Here is a 23,542-nt window from a genome sequence, read left to right on the forward strand (position 1 = left end):
AACGCACCTTACATTCAATCCTAAGCCATTCATTCGGTCAAATAAGGTTTAACCGGGCCGCTATATATTCTTTATAGTTATGGTATTTCTTTGTGGTTTCTCAATAAACAGACAAACAAAGCCTGAAGGACTGAAAGAATTATAAAAGTAAAGGCAGCGATCACCCATACTTTTCCAGGATATCTTTCAGATCCTCGATGGTATTGATTTCATCAGCCGTTTTATCCTTTCTCCAGCGAAGAATACGTGGGAAACGCAGCGCCACACCGGATTTATGCCGGTTACTTTCTGCAATGCCTTCAAAGCCTAATTCAAAAACCAGCTCTGGCTTTACCGTACGCACAGGACCAAATTTTTCAATGGAATTGTTTTTAATAAACCGGTCTACTTCTTTTATTTCTTTATCCGTAAGACCAGAATAGGCTTTAGCTATGGTTACCAGTTGATTACCCGATTTAACAGCGAATGTATAATCGGTGTAAAAAGCGCTTCGGCGCCCACTCCCTTTTTGCCCGTAAATGAGCACCGTGTCTATAGAAAGCGGGCTGATCTTCCACTTCCACCAATCGCCTTTTTTGCGGCCCGCATGATAAACAGAGTTTTTAGCTTTAAGCATTAGTCCCTCGCTGTTTACATCACGTGCCTCATTGCGTAGTGGCTCCAGTTGTTTCCACTCAGAAAATTGTACTACCGGCGACAACAATACATAACCAAAAGGAATATGTTCCAGTAACTGTTCCAGCAGTTGCCGGCGTTCGGTAAAAGGTTTTTCACGGATATCCGTACCGTTCCATTCCAGCAGGTCGTAAGCGTAAAAACCTGCGGGTGTTTCCTGCAGCAGCTTTTTAGAAACCGTTTTACGGTTCAGTCTTTTTTGCAAATGATTAAAGCCCAATACCTGCCCTTCTTTAACAGCAAGTATTTCACCGTCCAGCACCACACCTTCCGGCAGGTGTTCCTTCAACAACTGCAGCTCGGGAAATTGAGGCGTTACCAGCTCCTCTCCACGGCTCCATATAAAAAGCTCGTCCCCTCTTTTAATGATCTGCCCGCGTATCCCGTCCCATTTCCACTCGGCCTGCCATTCACCAGGAGTGCCCAGCTCTTCCACTGGTTTATCGATCGGATAGGCCAGGCAAAAAGGATAGGGCTTTGAATAGCCGGCATTTACATGCCCGCCCGCTACGAGCGACGCATAGCCTGTTTCCAGCGGGTTCCAACTGCCCATAATGCTATGCATGATTTTGCTTTCTTCCTCCCCGGTAAACTTTGCTAAAGCATTCACCAGTAGTTTATAGGAAACACCCACCCTGAACCCGCCCCCGATCAGCTTGTTAAAAATAAAACGTTCACGGTAATCCAGGCCATTCCACGCTTCCAGCACATACGCTTTCTTTTCTTCATCTGTTTTATGATATAAAGCCGTAAGCTCGTGCATCCATTGCGAAATACTTTTTTCGATCGTGTACCGTGGGCGAGGCAATATCAGGCTGATGGTTTCACCGAGGTCTCCCACATTGCTATATGACTCTAAAAACAACCATTCAGGCAAACCCGTAATTTCCAGGGTCCATTGCCTGATGAGGGTTGTTTTCACCGGCCGTTTAGGTCTTCTCCCGGTAAATAAAGCTATCAGCCAGAGCTTATCGTCATCTGTAGCCACAGATAAGTAGTCAATAATAGCATTGATTTTATCATTGGTTTTGTTGCTGATCTCCAATGCATGTATCAGTGCTGCAAAATTTTTCATACGTCTTCCTCCTGATCAGCAGATGGAGCCGCTTCTGTTTCTTCATCGTTCCCATATTGCGTCAGCACTTCTTCGGCCAAGACCCCGATCTCATTTAAATATTTTGCAAATGTGGCCGTGTAACCATGCGTAACAAAAACTTTTTCTGCTTCCGTAGCTTTTACAGTATGCAGCAGACCATTCCAGTCAGCATGATCGCTCACAGCAAAGCCCGCATCTACACTTTGCCAGCGACGGTTACCACGTACCTGCATCCAGCCCGAACATATTGCAACGGCGCCATTAGGAACCTTTTTTATCATATTACTTCCCAGCAATGAAGGAGGCAATATCACTATATTGCCTTGCACCACAGCTTTTGAAAGCTCCGTATTCCAGGTATGGGTTTGCGGTAAATGTATACCTGCGTTTTCCATAGCTTTGTTCAGGCGGCTGATCGAACTATGAACAAAAATTTCAGCTACCCCTTCCAGCCCCTTCATTAAGCGCTGCGCTTTACCCAGACTATAGGCAATAAACACACTGGTTCTGTGGTTAGCCTGGTTGCGATAGATCCAGTCTTTTATATTATCAAATATCTGCTGCTGGTTCAGCCAGTTGTATATAGGCAGCCCAAAGGTGCTTTCGCTTACAAACTCGTTACATTTTACCACCTCAAAAGGTGTTGATATCCCATCATCTTCTATTTTATAATCGCCGGAAACCACACTTACAAAGCCCTTATGTTCTAACCGTATCTGCGACGAGCCAATAATATGCCCCGCAGGGTGCAGACTTACCTGAACCCCCCCGATCGTTCTGGTTTCACCATAAGGCAGCGTATCTATGTTAATATCTGCTCCCAGTCTTGTTTGTAATATAGATTTAGACGCGTCATGCGTCAGGTAGTATTTGCTGCCCCAACGGGCATGATCGCCATGGCCGTGCGTAATAACAGCATGATCTACAGGCTGCCAGGGATCAATATAAAAATTACCCTGCGGACAAAAAATACCTTTATTGGTAAAACTTAGTAAACTTCGCATTTTGCAGTTCTTAAGTCAAATATCGTTCCCTATTTTATTTTTACAATACCGGAAGACCTGATTGTTTGATAGTACAGCTCCGGACACCTGCATATTCCTGTTTTTTGGAGTGATAATTGAGTAAAAGGTGAAGGAACAGTGGGCAAATAGCGGAATAATTTCCGTAACCAGCATACTACCCTATTTCTTACAAGAAACTATTATAAAGTAAATAAAAAGCATTATGAAAGAAAGCAGCAAAAGAAAGGTACGTCCGGGGCAAACACAGCGAAGGCCGGGCAATAGCAAAACCCTTGTACCGGTTCCGCAAACAGCGCCCAGAGCCTATGCCGAAGAAGGAAAATTATCTGGCAAAGTGGCTTTAATTACAGGCGGTGACAGTGGAATCGGAAAAGCAGTGGCGGTATTATTTGCAAAAGAAGGGGCAGATATTTGCGTTGCTTACCTGAGCGAGGAAGCAGACGCGCAGGATACAAAAGCTGCTGTAGAAGCTTACGCGAAGAAATGCTATCTTGTAAAAGGCGACCTTTCCAAAGAAGCGAACTGTAAAAAGCTGATACAAAAAACTATTAAAACATTTGGTAAGCTGGATATTTTAGTCAACAATGCTGCGCTACATTGGGAAAGCGATTCTATAGAGCAGATAAGTACACAACAACTAATGAAAACCTTTTACTCCGATTTTTTTTCTTATTTCTGGACCACTAAGTATGCGATGCCCTACCTCAGAAAAGGTGCATCTATTATTAATACCTCATCGGTAACAGCTTATCGCGGAAGTCCCCAATTAATAGACTATGCGGCTGCCAAAGGGGCAATTGTTTCTTTTACCAGGAGCCTGGCAGCTAATATTACCGAAAAAGGCATACGTGTTAATGCAGTAGCCCCGGGACCTATCTGGACTCCTTTAATTGCTTCTTCCTTTGATAAAAAGAAAGTATCGGAATTTGGCAGCGATGCGCCTATGAAAAGAGCGGGTATGCCTAACGAGGTGGCACCCTGTTATCTTTTTTTAGCGAGTGATGATTCCAGTTATATAAGCGGGCAGGTACTGCATCCAAATGGCGGAGAAATCATCAATGGCTAAATAATACTGACGCAAAAAATCTCCTGGTGGCCATATTGTTCGGAAATACCGCTGCAAATACGCTTCAAACCGTCGAGGGCTCATCTTCAACGTTTACGCGGGTCCGTATTATATTGGGAAAACTGGTATAAAATAAAAACTGGTCATAAAAAAGCGGTTACTCCCGGGAAAGTAACCGCTTAAATATCTTAGTTAGGATTAGCCTTTGCAAAAGCAGGTATTGTGTACCCTATTCAACACCGTGCTGGATCTGAAGGCATTTTGTCTGTGATTACACAATGTCTTTGCCCGTTAATATATTCCTCATGCCATTTCCAGTCATTCAGGTTGATACTCATATCAGATGATAAGTACTGAATAGCATCTCCGGTAAATCTGATAGGAAAAGAGCTATGGGATTCTGCTCCGATAAAATTTCCGGGGTTGTTGGATAACGCGTCTCTCATACATTTAAAATTTTAATACATTAAAGGTTATTAAAAAGGGCTGTAATGCCAGCTTCAGGTATAAGCAACCGGTCAGCTTTTCCTCTTTGGAATATAGCAAATTTTTTGCCAGTTTATACAATCGCGGTATGAAAATATATTTACGTAATTACTGCTAGCCGATTAAGCCCGAAATGATATTTATAGATAAGGCAATAACGAAGGTATTGAGCAAAAAAGACAGGAGCCCGTGGAACAAGGCAACCCGTCTCAACGTTTTATCTGTAATAGATACGTCTGACACCTGGAAAGTGCAGCCCATTACAATAGAAAAATAGGCGAAATCGAGGTAATCAGGATCTTCATTTCCCGGGAACTCTAGTGACCTCTTGATTTTGATGCTTTTATAATACAGGTGTGCATAATGAAACAGGAAAACCGTATGAACCAGGAACCAGGAAATCAGCATCCCTGCCATAGTAATGATAAGCAAAAGCATGTTCTTTTCCTTTTGTGAAACCACAATAAAAAATACCGCACAAAAACTTGCAATACAGGTTAGCAATATCATTGAAAAAACAAATACCTTGCTGCCATCTTCTTTATCTGCAATATTTTTTATACGTTTCACGGGCGTGTCCATCACAACTACCCAGCAACAGATAATATAGATGATGGCAAAAGAGGTCCAGCTCAACTGCAGTTTTATCAGTATATTGAATTCGGCCGGTAACAAAAAAAAGGTTAATGCTGCAAAAGCCAGCCCAATAAGGCTCCTGTGTACCGGATGCAGTTTCTGAAATACATTTTTACCGGAGTTTTTTGGACCGTCAAATAAAATCATAACCTAATGCATTAAAGCAGCTCTAAGTTATACATTTATTTACAGGCCTGTTTAAAATTATTCGTTGAGGTTGTTATTCATTTTCTGGGCTGCATCTCATGCATTTTTGCTGTAACGTGATGTTACGACGGCAATTTCCCCTGATAGGGTTCGCATTAATGGTCTACAGCAATATAAATAAGGGCTTAAAGTCGTCATCCTGAAATACATTAAAAAACCTGCCGGACTTTTGTATTTGATCTTGCAGCTACAGGCAAAAACCTTTACCGATGCAAGTGGCATAAAGGGAAAGATCACGCCGGAAATGCGGCATAATGAAGCCCAAAAACTGAAACGGGTTCCTATTTTTTCCGGAATAATAAAAATAATCCTACCGCTACCAATGCTACCAGAAAGAAAGCCCATCCCATACCTGCTTTAAATATGCCTTCTGCCACTTCGCAGCTTTGCAGGACAAAAGAAACAAGAAAAAGAAATGCTGTTACATTTTTCATCTGGGGAAATTTAAAGGATTGATCTATTCTCGAATAAAAGTATTTCGTAAAGTTCTGATATCTTCAAAGGCCTGCATCAGTTCGGTCCTTTGGGCAGTAAGCAAATCCCGTACATCATTGCTTAATGTTTCCCCAAGCGCTGCACCATAGGCACGGATAGCCGTTGCTTCAATGGTCTCGCAACTATCTAAAATAGCCGCAATATCATTTCCTGTAAACAATGCCTTAAGCTCCATCCAGGCACGGTACATTTTTCCCGCACCTGATGTTCCTTCTGCTGCCTCACCTTCGTAAAGGTTTATTAATTTTTCCAGCTCGGTATTATAGTCAATACTGTTATTGATCATTTTCTTTAAAAAAGATTTCAGATCTGCGGCCTCTTCATTATTTAATTCAGACAAAGCCTTCTCATAGCCGGCTATTCTGTCATTATTCACCTGCACCAGGTCGTTTAAAACCGCTATCTGATTTTTATTGTCGGGAACTTCCATACATTGTTCTATCTAATCCTGTAATATAGAACCTTCAATAGCTTCTCCAATTGCCTTAACATCTTCTTCACTGATATCGCCCCAGATCTGTTTCCATATCTGCTCATCTTTCCTGATCTGGGTAATTTTATTCCCATTAACGCGGCAATTATAAAAAGTAATACCATCTGTTGTTTCAGATGTTAATACCCATACCTCCTGCATCTGGCCGTTCACCCTGGCCTGTACTGAAAACTCTCTTCCGTTATTATCTTCCATAATCCGGCATTTTACTTTTAAAGATTATTTATTTAAAAAATTAATCAACAATTGATTTAGTTCATCGGCATGCGTACAATTCAGGCCATGAGGTGCATCCTCAATAATATGATATTCATTATTAGCAATACCCCTGGCAGCCTGCTCTGCCGAAGTTTTCAACGGAACAATATTATCTGCATTTCCATGAACAATTAAAACAGGCACGGCAATATTTGTCAGCTCAGGCCTGAAATCTGTGATGGCCCATGCTTCAGCAGCTTTTTGGGTGGCATTTTCTGAGGCACCTGAAGCTACGATAAAATCTGCATCCAGACGGGCATCGCTTACACTTTTATTTAACAGGCCATAATTATAAAAGTTTTTATGAAAATCTTTTAGAAAACCCACCCTGTCTGTTCTCAGCGCTTCCATAATTTTATCCAGCTCTTCCTGTGGCACTCCATCGGGATTGTCGGACTTTTGGCCTACCAAAGGAATAATAGAAGCTATCAATGCAGCTTTAACTATTTTTTCAGAACCATATTTTGTAAAATACCGCACTACTTCTCCTCCCCCCATCGAAAATCCTACCAATGTAACCCCGTTCAGGTCAAGTTCTGTTATAAGAGCATGCAAATCGGAAGCAAGCGTATCATAATCATATCTATCCCATTCGGTTTCAGAAGCACCAAAACCCCTTCGGTCATACGCAATTACCCTGTACCCGGCGTTCACCAGTGCTGTAACCTGTGCATCCCAGGAACGGTGGCTTAAAGGCCAGCCATGAATCAGGATGACAGGGTTACCCGATCCATGATCTTCATAAAAAATCCTGACCCGTTTTATATTGTCCCGGTTCGTAATATAAGGCATATGAATAAATTTTATTGTTTGAATTCAGCATTATTACAATATACCAAAACCAAGCCAACTGTGCTACAACACATTAAAAAATTACATCTTCAGAAAAAATAGCACGCAATTTGTATAAGGTATATTTTTGTTAGGGTAATCAGACTAACTTTAACTATATTCAGACAATTAGTTAATACAGCTCTGTACAGCAAACCAGACATTCATTATTTGAAAATTTTTATTAGTTGAACCGGGTAGCAAGTAAAATCTTAAAAATCATATTGTGGGTCATTGCAGGTATTATTATGCTTGTTATCCTTGCAGCATTATCACTCACTATACCGGCTGTTCAAAATCTTGTAAAAAACAAGGTGGTTTCTTATTTGAAAAAGAAAACCGACACCGAGATCAGCCTGGAGCGTATACGCATCAGCTTTCCTACCGGCCTGCAGCTAGACCGGTTTTTTATAGCAGATAAAAAGAAAGATACTTTATTGTATGCGGGTAAGCTGGCGGTTCAGCTCGATATGCTGGGGCTGATCAGAAACAGGATCGCTGTTAACAATATTGATCTGGAAAAAGTATATGCCAACGTATACCGGCTTAATCCGGATACTCTTTTTAATTATCAGTTCCTGGTAGATGCTTTTGTTGCAGCAGACAAAGCACCGGAGAAAACACCCAAAGATTCTACAGCACCACTTCAGCTGAGGCTGGATAAGATCAGCTTTGAGGATATCAGGATAAAATTTAAAGACGACGTGGCAGGAAATGACGCTGGCGTATCGCTGGGCCGATTAACCGCGCGGGTAGACAAATTCGATCTGGAACAGATGCAGTATGTACTGGATAAACTGGAGCTTAAGAATACCCGGCTACATTATTTCCAGAACAAGCCGCTAACTGTTTTGCAGCAAAAAGCCGATAAAGCTATAGATGAAGCTGAAACGGCATCAGGAGGCAGACTACCTTTGATCGAAGTAAAGCATTTCGCATTTGATGATATTGATCTGAAATACGATGACCGTCTTTCCGATACCCGTGCTTTTGCCCTTTTAAAAACTTTTACGCTTAAAAATCTGCTGATAGATCTAACAAATGGTAAATACCAGACAAGCGATGGCGAGCTCAGCAATTCTGTTATCGATTTTGCTTACAGGCCTACCCCGGCCAATGAAGCGGCACTTCAAAAGGCAGCAGACAGCACACAGAAATCTTCTTTCAGTCTTTACCTGAATAAAATTATCTTATCCAATAATAGTATCAGATATGATAATCTTTCCGCTCCTCATGAAAAAAGAGGGATGGACTTCAACCACCTCAATATAAAAAACCTCGGGATTTCGGGAGAAAATATTGCTATCGACAGCGCCGGGATCAAAGCAACCATCTATGGAGGTAAATTACAGGACACCTGTGGGTTTGTGCTGAACGAGTTAAAGGGCAAAATCATTTACGATGATCAACAGATCAATGTTGAAAACCTTTTAATAAAAACACCTCATACACTTATTAATAATAATACCCTTGTAACTTACAGCTCTACGGACGACCTTTCTAAGCACCCCGAAAAGGTGGATGTTAATTTAAGGTTCAACCATTCAGTGTTAGGCCTTGCCGATGCCTGGTATTTTGTCCCTTCGCTCCCGGCAGGCTATCGCAATCAACGCTTAAATATGGCCGCCAATGTAAAAGGCCGGTTAAATGATATCAATATCAGCCAATTGCAGCTAAATGGTATGCGCAATACCAACATTGATATTGCAGGTACTATTAAGGGTTTACCAGATATGGATAAAGCCTTCTTCAATCTTAACATTGGAAAGTTCACTACCTCCAAGTCTGACCTGAATGCGCTTCTGCCAAAAGGAACTTTGCCGGACAATATAGAACTGCCTAACCAGATCGCAGCCGGTGGAAAGTTTGCGGGCACTTTAAGTAAATTCAATACCAACCTGGATGTAAGAACCGATATGGGATCGGCCAAAATCAATGCGGCAATGGCTGGAACCTCCAAAAATCCTTTGTATAAGGCTAAGATTAACCTTAATAAATTTAATATAGGACGATTATTAAAAAGAACAGATGTAGGTGCTGTAAGCCTGTACCTGGATGTGGCAGGCTCCGGTACTTCTGCTCAAACGGCTAACGCTACCGTTAAAGGAACCATTTACAGTGCTTACTATAACAAATACAACTATCATGATATACGGCTTGACGGCAGGTATGCAAAGCAAATGCTCGGATTGCAGGTTGCAAGCGCTGATACGAACCTGCATTTCGATCTTGCTGCTGATATAAATATGGCTGGCAAATATCCTTCTTTAAAAGGTACAGCAGATTTAAAACAGGTAGACCTGCAAAAACTGAACTTTGCTACAGACGAGCTGAAATTAGCAGGACTTGCCAAACTTGATTTTACTACAGTTGATCCTGATTATTTAAACGGTACCGCTTTTATTACAAGTCTACAGGTAGCCACCGGTGGTAAGCTTATTAATATGGATACGATTGCGCTGAATGCCTTATCAACCGCTAATGAAAACATCCTGCAGCTCCGGTCAGATATCATCAGCGCCGATCTGAAGGGGAAATACCAGCTTACACAGCTAGGACAGGCATTTATTAATGAGATAAACCGGTATTATGCATTTGCACCTGTAAAGAAAACAGCACCGCAAAGAATCAGTTTTAACGTGATCGTGCATGATTCAAAACTCCTGAAAGAGTTTGTGCCGTCGCTTACCACCTTTGCCACTGCTACACTCAGTGGAACGCTTCATACCGAAACGGACAGCCTTATTATAAATGCAAGCTTCCCGCATATTGTTTACGACAGCTTTGATATAAAGAACACTACGCTCACCATTAATAATAAAGACAGCGCCATGCTGTCGTATGCCCTGGATATAAAAAGCCTGCAAAGCCCTTCTGTTCACTTATACAATTCTGCCATAAATGGCAGCGCCGCCAATAATATATTGGGAGTGAATGTGTTTTTACGTGACAGTAAAAACCAGGATAAATATATGATCGGGGGTAATTTTAAAGCAGATAATCAAACGTACCAGTTTTCATTAGACCCTCAAAAGCTTTTATTAAATTACGACAAATGGCAGGTAGCACCTGATAACCTGATACAATATGGAAAGGCCGGTATTTATATAAGAAATTTTAACATTCGCAACAACGGGCAGTCTTTAGCCATCAACAGCGCTTCAACAGCAGCAAACTCCCCCGTAAAAGCTGAGTTTAATAACTTCAGGCTTGAAACGCTGACCCGCTATGCCGAACAGGACACTTCGCTTATTGGTGGTGCTTTAAACGGAACAGTAGATGTAATAAATCTTACAGCAAACCCCGGGTTTGAAGCGGACCTTACAATCAATAAACTGCGTTATCAAAAAGATGAATTGGGAGATATAAAAATACTGGCAGACAACCATACCAAAGATGCTTACAGAGCAGATATAACCTTAAGCGGCCTGCACGACGTAAAAGTCAATGGCTATTACTATACTACAGACAAGGGCTCGCTTGACATGGTTTTGAACATTAATAAAATTGATCTTAAATATATTGAAAGTGTAACCGGCGGACAAATAAAAGACGGCACCGGTATTATAACCGGACAGCTGACAGCCAAAGGTCCTTTAACTGCGCCTAAAATACTGGGAGGCCTCAGCTTTAAAGATGCGGGCCTGAATGTGGCTACGCTTAATTCCTATTTCAGGTTAAATAATGAAACCATATCATTTACCGATAATGGGATCCGGTTTAATAATTTCACTTTACGCGATTCTGCCAACCAGTCGTTGGTACTGAACGGACTGGTTAAAACAACCGATTATACTAATTTCGGATTTGATCTGAAGCTCAGGGCCAATAATTTCAGGGCGCTTAATTCTACTGCTACCGATAATGAATTATTCTACGGCAAGGTATTTCTCACAGTAAATGCAAATATAGGCGGCGATATGAATAAACCGGAAGTAACAGGTACCTTACGCATTAATAAGGATACCCGTTTCTTTTTTGTAATACCCGACAGCGATCCCGGGGTAGTAAGCCAGGAAGGAATTGTAGAATTTGTAGACATGGATGCACCGCCTAATAACGGCCGCCAGACCATTAATGTGGATAGCCTTACCCGCTCCCCGCTGAAAGGCATCAATCTTTCTATGGACCTGCAAACAGATAAAGAAGCTGAAATAACCGTAGTCGTTGACCCCGCTAACGGCGATGCCCTTTTGGTAAAAGGAGAAGCTGAGCTGAACCTGACGATGGATCCAAGTGGAAAAATGTCGATGACAGGTCGCTATCTAATTTCTGATGGCAGCTACAATTTATCTATTGGCGGTCTTGCCAAAAGAAAATTCCAGCTGCAACAGGGAAGCTATATACAATGGACAGGCGCGCCCACAGAAGCAAATATTGATTTGACCGCGGTTTACAATGTTAATACTTCTGCTATTGATCTTATAGCGGACCAGGTAGCAACAGCTGATGAAAGCTCCCGAACCATGTACCGGCAAAAGCTGCCGTTTATTGTGTACCTGAAAATGACCGAGCAACTCCTGAAGCCCAGGATTTCCTTTGAAATTACCATGCCCGAAAATGAGAAAAACGCGTTTGGAGGTATTGTAAATGCAAGACTGATGCAGGTAAACAGCAATGAGAGTGAACTGAACAAGCAGGTATTTGCCTTACTGGCACTTAACCGCTTTATATCAGAGAATCCTTTTGAAAGCCTGGCAGGCGGTACTTCGCCCGAAATGCTGGCAAGGCAGAGTGTCAGCCGCCTGCTTACCCAGCAGCTTAATAATCTGGCTTCTGACCTGATTAAAGGTGTAGATGTTTCCTTCGATCTTACCTCACAGGACGATTATACTACCGGCACTCAACAAACCCGAACCGATCTCAATGTAGCGTTATCCAAACGCTTGCTGAATGATCGTCTTACTATTACCGTAGGCAGCGACTTTGCACTGGAAGGTTCGCGAACCAACAACAGGAACGGTGCTAACATAGCCGGTAATGTAAATATAGAATACATGCTTTCCCGCGATGGCAGGTACCGGTTAAGAGCCTACCGGCGTAATCAGTCTGATCTTGTAATTGAAGGGCAGATCATCGAAACTGGTTTAGGATTTGCAATGGTAGTAGATTACAACCGGTTCAGGGAAATTTTCAGGAGTCTTAAAAGCCAGGAGCGGCTGAACAGGGAACGGGAACAACGGCGTAAGCAAAGAGAAGCGGAATCAGAATCAGAGTCAGAATAGACTTAGGCAAAACAGGAAATTTTTATAAGGCACCAGGTATCAAGAATTAGGCTTGGTGATATAAGGAACAGGAACAATGCGTACAATTTATAGCATATTACTTTTAATGGTTACTGCAGTTTTTATAAGCTCCTGCAGTGGTGTAAAGCATTTGAAAGAGGGACAGATATTATATACCGGAGCCGAAATAAAGATCAACCCCGACAGCGCCAAAAAGGTTCCCGGAGAAAAAGCACTTAAAAGCTCTTTGGAAGAAATGACAAGGCCCAGGCCCAATAAAAAAATACTGGGCATAAGGTATAAACTGTTTTTTTATAACCTGGCAGGAGAACCCAAAAAACCCAAAGGTTTAAGAAACTGGATCCGTACCAAGCTGGGTGAGCCGCCGGTACTAATGAGCGATCTCAGGCTGCAGAATAATATCAACGTACTGCAAAGCCACCTTATAAGCAAAGGGTATTTGCAGGCTGCAGTAACCGGCGAAGCACGCGTGAAGGGTAAAACAGGAAAAGCCATTTATACAGCGCTTACAAAAGATCGCTATACACTCAACGAAATAAATTTTCCACCCGAACCTACTGCCTTAGATAATATTATAAGGCGTAGTGCGGAAAACACATTATTGAAAAAAGGCAGTTATTACGATATTGATGTGTTTACAGCAGAAAGAGAACGTATAGACAATGATCTGAAAGAAAAAGGATACTTCTTTTTTAACCCCGAGTTTTTACTGATGCAGGTAGATAGCACTATTGGTAACCACCAGGTTAATGTTTGGGTAAAAATAAAAGATATCACACCCATAGAAGGTTTAAAGCCGTACCGGATCAACGATATAAATATCTATCCGAATTACAATATCCGCAGAGACTCTGCCATTCGTATATCCAAACCTACTGTTCACAATGATTTCAACATTTATGATCCCGCCCATACATATAAACCGGCATTATTTGATCGTTTGATATTTTTCCAGAAAGATGAATTGTACAACCGCCGCGATCATAGCCTCAGCTTAAACCGCCTCGTAAATATTGGTACTTTCAGGTTTGTAAAAGCAGAGTTCCGGCCTATAGATACACTGGAAAGCGATTTACTGGACGCTAACTTCTATCTGACGCCCCAGAAAAAGCGATCCATGTCTTTACAGGTTACAGGCACCAGTAAGTCGAACAACTTTATAGGTTCTGAATTAAAATTATCCAACACAAACCGTAACCTGTTCCGGGGTGCAGAACAATTAACCACCAGCCTTGCCGGTGGCTTTGAAACCCAGGTAAGCGGCGCTAAAACCAATTCTTACTCATTGAGCGCAAGCGCCCGTTTAACATTCCCCCGCATTGTAGCACCTATTAATTTTAAAAGCGCCAGCAATTTCGTACCTAAAACCAATATTACCCTGGGCGGCCAGTTCCTTAACCGGGCGCTGTATTTCACTATGCTTTCAGGCAACCTTGAGTATGGATACAACTGGAAAGGCAATCAATATGTAGACCACAATCTTAATCCTTTTTCAGTTACATACGTACGTACATTAAAAACATCAGACAGCCTGCAAAAGCTGTTGGCCCAGGTACCCAGCCTGCGCGGAAACTACGAGAACCAGTTTATTTTCAGCACCAATTACCATTTCACCTATAGTAACCAGTTCCAGGACAAAAGACGGAATAATTTTTACTTCCTGGGATCTGTAGAAACAGCGGGTAATCTCGTCAATGCATTTTTAAAGAAAAATGCAAACGGGCAAAAAACACTATTCAATACCACAGTAAACCAGTTTATAAAGCTTGAGGCTGATTTCCGGAATTTCTTTAAAGTAAACCCCGGAATGGTATTGGCAGGCAGGGCAAACATCGGCTATGGTATTCCTTATGGCAACAGCAACGTTTTGCCTTACGTGCGCCAGTTCTTTGCAGGGGGCAGTAACGACATAAGAGCGTTCAGGGCAAGGTCTTTAGGACCCGGCAGCTATAATTATGAGATCAAACCCGACTCCAGCCGCTTTTTTGCAGACCAGGGCGGTGATATAAAAATGATGCTGAATGGTGAGCTGAGGGCCAAGCTGTTTAGTGTAATACACGGTGCTGTATTTATCGACGCAGGTAATATCTGGACTTCTAAAACCGATACTTCGAGGGCAGGAAGCCAGTTTAAGCTATCCAATGCGTTTAACCAGTTTGCGGTTGGCGGCGGTATTGGACTTCGTGTAGATGCCACCATTTTTGTGATCCGCTTCGACCTTGCCACACCGTTCCGTAAACCCTGGCTCCCCGCTGGCCAACGCTGGGTATTCAGCGATATGAATTTTGGAGACCCTACCTGGCGGAAGCAGAACCTCATCCTGAATATAGGTATCGGTTATCCATTCTAAATACTAACTGGCACAATATTTTATGTTTGGTTATTATGATGAATATATTAGGAAAAATAAAAAAATTCTTTAAAAATTTATGGCTGCTCCTTGTGGCAGCAGGCAAAAGCTTTTCTGAGGATAAAATTCCCAAGCTAAGCTCTTCACTGGCCTACTGTACTATATTCTCCATGGCGCCTTTATTAACTATTGTAATTGCCTCTGCAAGCCTTATATACAAAAAGGAAATTATAGAAGGAAAAGTTTTTGAATACGTAAGCGAATTTACAGATGATCGCAATATTGCTTTACAGATCCAAAACCTGGTATCGCAGGCAAGCCTCAGCAACAAGACATCGTTTGCACTAGTTATCGGGATCATTTCTCTGATCATTGGAGCTACCGCTGTATTCCTTGAAATCCAGGACAGCATCAACACTATCTGGAAAGTAAAAGCCAAACCCCGAAAAGGCATTGCAGGATTACTGACCAACCGGCTAAAATCTTTTTCCCTGATCATCTCCCTCGGATTTTTATTGCTTGTGTCGCTTATTCTTAATAATATTTTAGGAAGCATACAGACCCGGTTCCAGGATCTCATACCCCTGCAATCTGGTTGGTTATTTTTCGTCTTAAACAATGTGCTCACCTTTGCTGTTATCACATTTTTATTTGCTGTGATTTTTAAAGTATTGCCCGATGTAATCATCAGGTGGAAGCCGGCATTTATTGGGGCCGCTTTTACCACACTGCTGTTCGCGATCGGTAAATTCCTGATAGACCTGTATATTACCAAATCTAATCCAGGCGCTGTATTTGGCGCAGCCGGCACACTTATTATTATATTGCTCTGGGTGTATTACACCTCTTTTATATTATATTTTGGCGCAGAATTCACACAGGCGTATGCCGAAAAATTCAGTGAAAAAATTAAGCCGTCCAAATATGCAGTCTTCCTTCATATTACTGCTGAAGAGGTGAACGTACAGGAGCTGCCGCCGCCGCATCCGGAACGTACCAGCAAGTAGCCCATCAGCACAATAACCGTATTACCATGAGTACAGAAAAAGAAAAAATGCTCTCGGGCATGCCCTATAAAGCTTTCGATCCGCAACTTTTTGAAGAGCGGCAGCATGCCAAAGACATGAATTATCAAATAAATACCCTTCACCCTTCTAAAGTAGAAGAACGGAATGCTTTATTACGAAACCTGCTGGGAAGCACCGGCACCCACTTTCATGTAGAGCCGCCTTTTTATTGCGATTACGGATATAATATTTTCACAGGCGAGAATTTTTATACCAATTACAATTGCATTATCCTCGATTGTGCCCCGGTTTCAATTGGCGACAATGTATTCCTGGCACCCAATGTATCTGTTTTCACCGCCGGGCACCCTTTGCATCATGAGCCCAGGAACGCAGCCTTTGAATATGCCTTTCCTGTGTCTATTGGTAATAATGTATGGATCGGTGGCAACACGGTCATTAACCCCGGCATTACAATCGGCGATAATACAGTGATCGGGTCAGGCAGCGTAGTTACCAAAAATATTCCTTCCAACGTGGTAGCTGTGGGCAACCCCTGTAAAGTGATCCGGAGCATTACAGACGCAGACAAGCTGTATTATTTTAAAGATCTGAAATTTTAATTACTTTATAGCTACATTAAGCTGTACTAACATCTCTATTATGAAACATCCGTTCCGGTACCTGTTATTTTTTTCCTCTTTTATATCTGGCAGCCTGTTTGCCCAGGAATATAAAAATACAGCCAAAGAGCAATTTCTGCATTATACCCATCTCGTTATTGAAAAGGATTTCAGGGCAGCTGCTGAATTTGTTATGGATGAATTTTTCACCATTATTCCAAAAGAGCAGATGATAACAGCGATGGAAGCTATTTTTAATATTCCCGATCTTAACTATACCATAGACTCACCCCAGGTGCTGCAGGTAGGCGATTCTACCATAGCAGGCGCTTCCTGTTTTCTTAAGCTCAAATACGCTAATATTTTAAGGATGAAATTTGATACGGGACAAGACTCCGCAAGGGCAGATACTTCTCTGGCAGAAAACGAGCTACTAACGCTAACGCTTCAATCAAAGTTTGGAGAAAAAAACGTAAAATACAACCAGCACACAGGCTTTTATGATATCTATTCAGTGAAAGATGTGATTGCCCGATCTGACGATTTAAAAGAGTGGAAGTTCATTGTAATGGAAGAGGATAAATTACCTTTTCTAAAAAAAATACTTCCTAAAGAGCTGCTTGAATAATTTTTCCGATATTTCAGGAAAGAAAATCAATGATTGTAGAAGAGCATTCCGGCCAGGTAATTCCACAAAAAAAGAAATTTTACAAGGTACTGTACATACAGGTACTTTTTGCTATTACAGCAGGGGCCTTGTTAGGCTATCTCTCGCCACCTATGGGAGAACAGATGAAACCTTTAGGCGATGGGTTTATATCGCTTATAAAGATGATTATTGCCCCGGTTATTTTTGTAACCATCACAGTGGGTATTGCCTCTATGAACGATATGAAGAAAGTGGGCCGCGTGGCAGGGAAGGCATTCATTTATTTTATTACTTTTTCTACACTGGCTCTAATACTCGGGCTTATAGTAAGCAATGTGGTGCAACCCGGCAAAGGCTTAAATATTGATCCTTCAACGCTGAAAGCATCTGCCATCTCTCAATATGTAAATAAAGCGCACGACAGCTCCCTCATCAACTTCATTTTCGATATCATACCTAAAACGTTGGTGAGCCCCTTAACCGGCGATAACATTTTACAGGTGCTGCTCATAGCCATTCTTTTTGGCATTGCCATTTCATTAACCATGCCCAAAAGCAAGCTGGTGCTCGACTTTATGGAAGCGCTGGCTTATCCCATTTTCAAGCTGGTAGCTATTTTAATGAAACTGGCCCCCTTAGGTGCTTTCGGGGCCATTGCTTTTACAATAGGTAAATATGGCATAGCATCTATTGGCAACCTGCTGGCTTTAGTAATAACATTTTATGCTACCGCTCTTGTTTTTGTAATCGTGATATTAGGCGCCGTAGCGAGGTATAACGGGTTCTCGATCTTTAAATTTCTGAAGTACATCAAAGATGAGCTGCTGCTTGTTTTAGGAACCAGCTCATCCGAAGCGGCCCTGCCAACACTTATGCAGAAAATGGAAAGAGCCGGATGTGCGAAACCTATTGTTGGCCTCGTGGTACCTACGGGATATTCGTTTAACCTGGATGGAACCAATATTTATATGACCCTGGCCGCCCTGTTTATCGCGCAGGCATGTAATATTCATTTACCCCTGCAAAGCCAGATCGTATTATTACTGGTAGCCATGCTTAGCTCTAAAGGAGCAGCAGGTGTAAGCGGTGCGGGTTTTATTACCTTAGCTGCAACTTTGGCCGTGGTACCCGAAGTACCCATAGCCGGTATGACGCTGATCCTGGGCATTGACCGATTTATGAGCGAATGCCGTGCATTAACCAATATGGTAGGAAATGCAGTAGCTACAGTAGTAGTAGCCAGATGGGAAGGGCAGCTGGATAAAGAACAATTGAATAAAGCGCTAAATAGTAAAGTCTAAAAAAATGAAATCAAGTCACGAAATAGATTATGAAATTTTTGGTGAAGAAATGCAATACGTAAGTATTGAGCTCGACCCTGATGAAACGGCCATTGCAGAAGCAGGCAGCTTTATGATGATGGACCACGGGATAGAAATGGCCACTATTTTTGGAGATGGCAGCGCAGGCAGCCAGTCGGGCGGCCTTTTAGGTAAGTTAATGAGCGCGGGCAAACGTATTCTTACCGGTGAAAGCCTTTTTATGACAGCGTATACCAATGTTAGCCACAGCAAAAAGAAGGTAGCTTTTGCATCGCCTTACCCGGGGAAGATCATCCCGGTAGATCTTTCGGCATATAACGGGAAGGTAGTTTGTCAGAAGGATGCTTTTCTGTGCGCTGCCAAAGGGGTAGCGGTGGGTATTGAGTTTCAGCGCCGGCTGGGTACGGGCCTTTTTGGCGGCGAAGGATTTATTATGCAAAAGCTGGAAGGCGATGGCATGAGCTTTATACATGCCGGGGGCCATGTGTTTCACCGGGATCTTCAGCCTGGTGAAATACTGCGTATAGACACGGGCTGTCTTGTAGGGTTTACACAAAACATTCGCTATGAAATAGAAATGATACGCGGCATCCGCAATAAAATTTTCGGCGGTGAGGGATTTTTCTATGCTACCCTTACCGGGCCGGGCCGTGTATGGATACAAACCCTGCCTGTAAGCCGCCTGGCCTCACGAATCCTTTCCTTTGCTACTACCACCCGTAAAGAAGAAGGCAGTATTTTGGGAGGATTAGGCAACCTGCTGGATGGTGATGGACGTTAGTGAGATAACAGTTAACAGATGGCAGAATCGGATATGGATGAGAGCGATAGAATAAGGTTCGTATTTTAAAAACCTTACTTCACTACGTTCAATCCCAAACACTTTTAAAAGCACTTGAACAAACAATCAAAAAATTAAAAGAGGCTCAAAAGAAATATCAAAACGTTTACTAATGAAAATAAATCAGGAATTAAAGTCAGTTTATGAGCAATATCTTTCAGAACTGAAAAGTTCATCAAAAGAGCGATCAGATAAATTTTCATATCCGCTTTTAATGAAAGCATTTTCCGATTATGAAAAAGTAAATCGCAAAGTGCTTTATGTGGGAAAAGAAACTTACGGTTGGGTTGATACAGTAAGCAATCCTAAAAATATGACTGCCAACTACTTAATGGGCAACTATAAAGATTTTGAATTTGCAAAAAATTATCACGGCCGAAATAGTCCTTTTTGGCGGTTTGCGCGAACTTGCCATAACAGGCTAAACGGAGAAGATTTGCCAAATGGGCTTTTATGGACAAATTTCTCAAAGTGTGATAGTGGAGGTACTACACCTGATTACGAACTTCAAAAACTGAATAACAAGGGTTTTAACCTTATTCTTGATGAAATTAAAATCGTAAAACCTGACATCATAATTTTCATAACAGGCTGGGACTATGAACATCAATTTCAAAGAGTGTTCAGCGGACTTGAATATAAAACTCTTGACGAAAACTATTTGTATCAATGTATTCACCCGACATTACCTACACACAGCTATATGACCATGCATCCAAAGGGGCTTCAACTTAGAAAGAAATTTGATACAATATTAAATCAAATCATTGACCGAATAACATTAATATAACATAAATGGCAACAGCACTGGTGCTAACATCATTGCTTGGCCGGCGCGGCTGGCAGTAAATGTTCAGAATTATGCCTGCTCTATTGAATTTTTTCGTGCCTTGGTCGGTATTATCACCGGTCAACTCAATCACCGACCAGCTTCGTACCTCCGACTCGTTTTACAACCCCAGTTGATGTATAGCAGCCTCTACCCCCCTGATCTCTGCCAGCCCTTTCAGCCTTCCGATAGCAGAATAGCCGGGATATGTTTTTTTATTAAGATCATCCAGCATTTGATGGCCATGGTCCGGCCTCATTGGAATGCTGCGCTGTTGTTCTTGTTGCAGTTGGCTTACATACTGAATAACAGGTATAAGATTGCCGTTTCCTTCGAGGTGGTTGGCCTCAAAGAAGTTGCCCTCCTCATCCCTGTCGGTGCTGCGAAGGTGGAGAAAGTAAACCCGCTCACCATATTTTTTGATCATCGCCAGTAAGTCATTATCCTTTCGGGCACTGTAAGAGCCCGTGCAAAAACAAAGCCCTGCATTTTTGGAAGGCACATTTGTAAACAAGGCCTCAATATGCTCGTCTTTGCTCATAATACGCGGTAATCCTAAAATCGGGTAAGGCGGATCATCCGGATGTATCGCCAGCTGTACACCGTATGTTTCTGCTACAGGCGCAATTTCATTTAAGAAAGAAAAAAGGTTTTGTTGTAACTGGTGTGCAGAGATATCCCCATATTCATCCAGCAATGATAAAACCGCTTCAGTAGTAAATGATCCGTCAGAACCGGGGAGGCCCATCAGGCAGGAGATTTTCAGCTTTTCAATTTCATTGAGACTCAGGTTGTCAAAAAATCTTTTCGCTTTTTTCACATCAGCTCCCCTGTAGTCGTTTTCGGCGCCGGGACGCTTTAATATAAATACGTCAAAAGCTATAAATTCCTTCCATCCAAATCTTAAACAAAGCGCACCGGTTCCTGTTGGATAGTCCAGGTCCGTACGCACCCAATCCAGCACCGGCATAAAGTTATAGGTAACCACTTTTATATCGTGCCCGGCAAGGTTTTTCATGCTAAGTTTATAGTTTTCGATCCAAGCCCTGTAATTGCCACTACGTTTTTTTATATCCTCATGCACAGGCAGGCTTTCCACCACTTCCCAGGTAAGGCCGGCATCTTCAATTATTTTTTTCCTTTGCTGAATTTCCTGGCTGGTCCAAACTTCACCAACGGGAATATGATGTAACGCCGTTACTATACCGGTAGCTCCTGACTGGCGTATATCGCTTAGTGAAACAGCATCATTATGACCATACCAGCGCATGGTCTGTATCATTTTATAGCTCATAATATGCTAAAAGTAGAACAAAAGCCCTGAAGCCGGTAACAAAAAGGTACAAATACCTGTCTAAGCTGCTTATTATCAATCGGCCAGAAATAATTTTTTAAAAAGCGCACACGAAAAGCACCTCGTATGGATGAGCCTTTACAGCTGCCGACAGGAATTGCTATCAGCGATCTGCCTGGCAAATCATCTGTGAATACCCGCCTGACCGACGGCCAGGTTTGCTTACACCTGATTTAGTCTCTATATTTTCAGGAATTCTGCTAAATGATACCAGTAACTGCAAAAGGCACCAATTTTGTTTGGTGGTGCCGATAGCCGTTATCGGGGGATGCCAGCCGCGCAAAGCGGGGAAGAGCAAAGATCAGTTCCCGACAGCGATCGGAATTGCAGTTACGTGCCCCCGCCGGGCAGCCTGCCAGCCGCGGTGGATGGAGGCAAAAACTTAATATTTTAAAGAGCTTATTATCAAATAAATACACTACTTCCCATTAACAGCCTGCCGACCATCATCCATTTGAAAAAAGTCCTCCGATGGGCTCAGTACAATAACACCTTTTTCATCGAATCGGTATTATCCAGCACCAACCATAAAGGAAAACGGCTTCGGAGAACCGAAACCGTTTTGCAAACTTTAAATATATAAAAACTAAACCAACAACTCCTGATTATCTTCCTCTTGCACCTCTTTCACCACCACCGCGACTGCTGCTTCTTTCACCATTTCCAAAGGAACGGCCGGGTGAGCTGCTGCGTCCTTCAAAGCTCCTGCTCTCAGAACGGCTTTCCATTCTCGGCGCAGACTGCCGTTGTACCGGCATTTCCCGGTTGCGTACCTGCGATTCTCTCTGAGCCTGATCCCGATCCCGTACCGCTCTCTGCTGCGTTTCAACACCGGATTGAGGCTGCCTTTGAATTTCGGCCTGGCGTTGTTGACGCATTTCTATACTACGCTGCCTGGTCTCTTCAGATCTTTGTTGACGGATGGCATCGTTGTTACGTTGCCGCATTTCTTCATTACGCTGCCGCATTTCCATCATATTTTGATCAGACCGGTTACTGCGCTGCCTTTGCATTTGCTCTGCACGTGCCGCATTAGATGATTCTCCAGAACCGTTAGCACTGCTCCGGCCTGTATTGTCCCTGAAAGTACGGTTATCTTCCGAACGTCTTCCTGCATCCCTGTTAATGGCATCTTCCCTGCGCGGGGCCATATTAACACGTGCTTCACGGTCGTTACGGTTGTCTGAACGGGCGCCGTTACTGTAAACTCTGTTAGTATTTCTGTCAGCACCCCTGGCTGCTACGCTATTCCTGTCATAACGTTGCACGGCTTTCGGGGCATAATCAGACCTGTCGGCGGTTCTTGAAACCGCTGGCCGGTATACAGAAACGGCATTCCTGCTTACTGTGGTTCTGCCCGGCCTGTCCGAAGAACGTACTGACATTGCGTTGATACGGCCGGTATATCTTTCTACATCTGTACGACGCGGACCGTTCACATAACTGCTCCTTCTTCCACGGTCGCTATGATAGTTATTGATAATGGTTGTTCTGTTTATAATTGTCACATTATTACCGTAGGGGTAATAATACCTGCCAATATTTCTTGATGTCATATAACGGCCGGGGGCAAATGTCCAGTAATCATAAGGAGGGTTATAGCTGCCAAAGCCTATGCTGATACTGATACCGGGACGGATAGGGGCCCACCCATAATAGTCGCCCCCGCCACGCCAGGTCACCCATGCAGGAGACCAATCGTATCCGGGCACCCACAGCCATCCATAATAAGGATCCTGGAACCAGCGGCCATAATGAAAAGGCGCCCATCCCCAATCATATCCCGAAGTCCACATCCAGTCATAATCATTGGCATATACCCAATAGCCATTGGTAGCATAAGGGCGAAAGCCTGCCTCAACCCTGGGGCGCCAGGTATAGCCGTATTCCGGGTAATCGATCCAGTCGCCATAAGGGCTCAGCTCATCGTAGAAAGTTTGAAAGTTAATGTTAACCCCTACCCGTGGCTGCGCCTCTGCAGGTTTGGCTAAAAGCAGCGCCCATGCTAATGTTAGCCCGATACCTAAGGAGTTGATAAATCGTTTCATTTTAT

General features: G+C 42.7%; 19 protein-coding genes. 9 read left to right on the plus strand and 10 right to left on the minus strand.

The window, feature by feature from the left end; translation table 11 throughout:
- Positions 1 to 160 precede the first annotated feature (160 nt).
- Together ACYVBM_RS09695 and ACYVBM_RS09700 are read right to left on the minus strand one after the other, a co-directional pair.
- The gene (locus ACYVBM_RS09695) at positions 161 to 1,750 is read right to left on the minus strand and encodes an ATP-dependent DNA ligase (protein ID WP_460685453.1); all 1,590 of its coding nucleotides are present in this window, start codon (positions 1,748 to 1,750) and stop codon (positions 161 to 163) included.
- Complete coding sequence (locus ACYVBM_RS09700) at positions 1,747 to 2,775, minus strand: ligase-associated DNA damage response exonuclease (protein WP_460685454.1); 1,029 nt, start codon at positions 2,773 to 2,775, stop codon at positions 1,747 to 1,749. The genes ACYVBM_RS09695 and ACYVBM_RS09700 overlap by 4 nt, the downstream gene beginning before the upstream one ends.
- A gap of 223 nt (positions 2,776 to 2,998) precedes the next feature.
- Between ACYVBM_RS09700 and ACYVBM_RS09705 the strand changes: the two genes are divergently transcribed.
- On the plus strand, positions 2,999 to 3,862 hold the full coding sequence (locus tag ACYVBM_RS09705) for an SDR family oxidoreductase (protein WP_460685455.1): 864 nt from the start codon (positions 2,999 to 3,001) through the stop codon (positions 3,860 to 3,862).
- Between the two features lie 233 nt (positions 3,863 to 4,095).
- On the opposite strand, the gene ACYVBM_RS09710 is transcribed toward ACYVBM_RS09705, so the two are convergent.
- From ACYVBM_RS09710 to ACYVBM_RS09735, 6 genes are all read right to left on the minus strand, one after another.
- Positions 4,096 to 4,308 carry a hypothetical protein gene (locus tag ACYVBM_RS09710; RefSeq protein ID WP_460685456.1) on the minus strand — a complete coding sequence of 71 codons (213 nt, stop codon included), beginning with the start codon at positions 4,306 to 4,308 and terminating at the stop codon, positions 4,096 to 4,098.
- A 154-nt stretch (positions 4,309 to 4,462) separates the two neighbouring features.
- The gene (locus ACYVBM_RS09715) at positions 4,463 to 5,131 is read right to left on the minus strand and encodes a DUF1345 domain-containing protein (RefSeq protein ID WP_460685457.1); all 669 of its coding nucleotides are present in this window, start codon (positions 5,129 to 5,131) and stop codon (positions 4,463 to 4,465) included.
- A 341-nt stretch (positions 5,132 to 5,472) separates the two neighbouring features.
- A complete protein-coding gene (locus ACYVBM_RS09720; protein WP_460685458.1) occupies positions 5,473 to 5,625 on the minus strand; it encodes a hypothetical protein in 153 nt (50 codons plus the stop codon).
- A gap of 23 nt (positions 5,626 to 5,648) precedes the next feature.
- The gene (locus ACYVBM_RS09725) at positions 5,649 to 6,116 is read right to left on the minus strand and encodes a PA2169 family four-helix-bundle protein (protein WP_460685459.1); all 468 of its coding nucleotides are present in this window, start codon (positions 6,114 to 6,116) and stop codon (positions 5,649 to 5,651) included.
- Positions 6,117 to 6,128: 12 nt separating this feature from the next.
- Entirely contained in the window at positions 6,129 to 6,374 is a 246-nt protein-coding gene (locus ACYVBM_RS09730) for a hypothetical protein (RefSeq protein WP_460685460.1), read from the minus strand.
- Between the two features lie 24 nt (positions 6,375 to 6,398).
- Positions 6,399 to 7,229, minus strand: a complete 831-nt coding sequence (locus ACYVBM_RS09735) for an alpha/beta fold hydrolase (protein ID WP_460685461.1) — start codon at positions 7,227 to 7,229, stop codon at positions 6,399 to 6,401.
- 227 nt (positions 7,230 to 7,456) lie between these two features.
- Here ACYVBM_RS09735 and ACYVBM_RS09740 point away from each other — a divergent pair, with 227 nt between their 5' ends.
- From ACYVBM_RS09740 to ACYVBM_RS09775, 8 genes are all read left to right on the plus strand, one after another.
- The gene (locus ACYVBM_RS09740; protein WP_460685462.1) at positions 7,457 to 12,493 is read left to right on the plus strand and encodes a translocation/assembly module TamB domain-containing protein; all 5,037 of its coding nucleotides are present in this window, start codon (positions 7,457 to 7,459) and stop codon (positions 12,491 to 12,493) included.
- Between the two features lie 76 nt (positions 12,494 to 12,569).
- Positions 12,570 to 14,864, plus strand: coding sequence for a translocation and assembly module lipoprotein TamL (gene tamL, locus ACYVBM_RS09745; RefSeq protein WP_460685463.1), 2,295 nt, complete (start codon positions 12,570 to 12,572; stop codon positions 14,862 to 14,864).
- 35 nt (positions 14,865 to 14,899) lie between these two features.
- Positions 14,900 to 15,871 carry a YihY/virulence factor BrkB family protein gene (locus ACYVBM_RS09750; RefSeq protein WP_460685464.1) on the plus strand — a complete coding sequence of 324 codons (972 nt, stop codon included), beginning with the start codon at positions 14,900 to 14,902 and terminating at the stop codon, positions 15,869 to 15,871.
- A 26-nt stretch (positions 15,872 to 15,897) separates the two neighbouring features.
- Complete coding sequence (locus ACYVBM_RS09755; protein WP_460685465.1) at positions 15,898 to 16,494, plus strand: sugar O-acetyltransferase; 597 nt, start codon at positions 15,898 to 15,900, stop codon at positions 16,492 to 16,494.
- A gap of 40 nt (positions 16,495 to 16,534) precedes the next feature.
- Positions 16,535 to 17,122 (plus strand): hypothetical protein, encoded by a 588-nt coding sequence (locus tag ACYVBM_RS09760; RefSeq protein WP_460685466.1) that lies wholly within the window; start codon positions 16,535 to 16,537, stop codon positions 17,120 to 17,122.
- A gap of 29 nt (positions 17,123 to 17,151) precedes the next feature.
- On the plus strand, positions 17,152 to 18,444 hold the full coding sequence (locus ACYVBM_RS09765; RefSeq protein ID WP_460685467.1) for a dicarboxylate/amino acid:cation symporter: 1,293 nt from the start codon (positions 17,152 to 17,154) through the stop codon (positions 18,442 to 18,444).
- Between the two features lie 4 nt (positions 18,445 to 18,448).
- On the plus strand, positions 18,449 to 19,246 hold the full coding sequence (locus tag ACYVBM_RS09770) for a TIGR00266 family protein (protein ID WP_460685468.1): 798 nt from the start codon (positions 18,449 to 18,451) through the stop codon (positions 19,244 to 19,246).
- Between the two features lie 172 nt (positions 19,247 to 19,418).
- Complete coding sequence (locus ACYVBM_RS09775; protein ID WP_460685469.1) at positions 19,419 to 20,096, plus strand: hypothetical protein; 678 nt, start codon at positions 19,419 to 19,421, stop codon at positions 20,094 to 20,096.
- A 160-nt stretch (positions 20,097 to 20,256) separates the two neighbouring features.
- Here the strand turns inward: ACYVBM_RS09775 and uxuA are convergent, their stop codons facing one another.
- Together uxuA and ACYVBM_RS09785 are read right to left on the minus strand one after the other, a co-directional pair.
- Positions 20,257 to 21,429, minus strand: coding sequence for a mannonate dehydratase (uxuA, locus tag ACYVBM_RS09780; RefSeq protein ID WP_460685470.1), 1,173 nt, complete (start codon positions 21,427 to 21,429; stop codon positions 20,257 to 20,259).
- Positions 21,430 to 22,094: 665 nt separating this feature from the next.
- A complete protein-coding gene (locus ACYVBM_RS09785; protein ID WP_460685471.1) occupies positions 22,095 to 23,537 on the minus strand; it encodes a DUF6600 domain-containing protein in 1,443 nt (480 codons plus the stop codon).
- Positions 23,538 to 23,542: the final 5 nt, after the last annotated feature.

It is taken from the genome of Niabella aquatica (genome assembly GCF_054779315.1).

Excerpts from the sequence above, each read along its gene's own strand:
- ACYVBM_RS09750 (WP_460685464.1), top strand. The coding sequence starts at position 14,900 with ATGATGAATATATTAGGAAAAATAAAAAAATTCTTTAAAAATTTATGG.
- ACYVBM_RS09710 (WP_460685456.1), bottom strand. The coding sequence starts at position 4,308 with ATGAGAGACGCGTTATCCAACAACCCCGGAAATTTTATCGGAGCAGAA.
- ACYVBM_RS09760 (WP_460685466.1), top strand. The coding sequence starts at position 16,535 with ATGAAACATCCGTTCCGGTACCTGTTATTTTTTTCCTCTTTTATATCT.
- ACYVBM_RS09785 (WP_460685471.1), bottom strand. The coding sequence starts at position 23,537 with ATGAAACGATTTATCAACTCCTTAGGTATCGGGCTAACATTAGCATGG.
- ACYVBM_RS09730 (WP_460685460.1), bottom strand. The coding sequence starts at position 6,374 with ATGGAAGATAATAACGGAAGAGAGTTTTCAGTACAGGCCAGGGTGAAC.
- ACYVBM_RS09695 (WP_460685453.1), bottom strand. The coding sequence starts at position 1,750 with ATGAAAAATTTTGCAGCACTGATACATGCATTGGAGATCAGCAACAAA.
- uxuA (WP_460685470.1), bottom strand. The coding sequence starts at position 21,429 with ATGAGCTATAAAATGATACAGACCATGCGCTGGTATGGTCATAATGAT.
- ACYVBM_RS09755 (WP_460685465.1), top strand. The coding sequence starts at position 15,898 with ATGAGTACAGAAAAAGAAAAAATGCTCTCGGGCATGCCCTATAAAGCT.
- tamL (WP_460685463.1), top strand. The coding sequence starts at position 12,570 with ATGCGTACAATTTATAGCATATTACTTTTAATGGTTACTGCAGTTTTT.
- ACYVBM_RS09765 (WP_460685467.1), top strand. The coding sequence starts at position 17,152 with ATGATTGTAGAAGAGCATTCCGGCCAGGTAATTCCACAAAAAAAGAAA.
- ACYVBM_RS09770 (WP_460685468.1), top strand. The coding sequence starts at position 18,449 with ATGAAATCAAGTCACGAAATAGATTATGAAATTTTTGGTGAAGAAATG.
- ACYVBM_RS09705 (WP_460685455.1), top strand. The coding sequence starts at position 2,999 with ATGAAAGAAAGCAGCAAAAGAAAGGTACGTCCGGGGCAAACACAGCGA.
- ACYVBM_RS09735 (WP_460685461.1), bottom strand. The coding sequence starts at position 7,229 with ATGCCTTATATTACGAACCGGGACAATATAAAACGGGTCAGGATTTTT.
- ACYVBM_RS09725 (WP_460685459.1), bottom strand. The coding sequence starts at position 6,116 with ATGGAAGTTCCCGACAATAAAAATCAGATAGCGGTTTTAAACGACCTG.
- ACYVBM_RS09720 (WP_460685458.1), bottom strand. The coding sequence starts at position 5,625 with ATGAAAAATGTAACAGCATTTCTTTTTCTTGTTTCTTTTGTCCTGCAA.
- ACYVBM_RS09700 (WP_460685454.1), bottom strand. The coding sequence starts at position 2,775 with ATGCGAAGTTTACTAAGTTTTACCAATAAAGGTATTTTTTGTCCGCAG.
- ACYVBM_RS09715 (WP_460685457.1), bottom strand. The coding sequence starts at position 5,131 with ATGATTTTATTTGACGGTCCAAAAAACTCCGGTAAAAATGTATTTCAG.
- ACYVBM_RS09775 (WP_460685469.1), top strand. The coding sequence starts at position 19,419 with ATGAAAATAAATCAGGAATTAAAGTCAGTTTATGAGCAATATCTTTCA.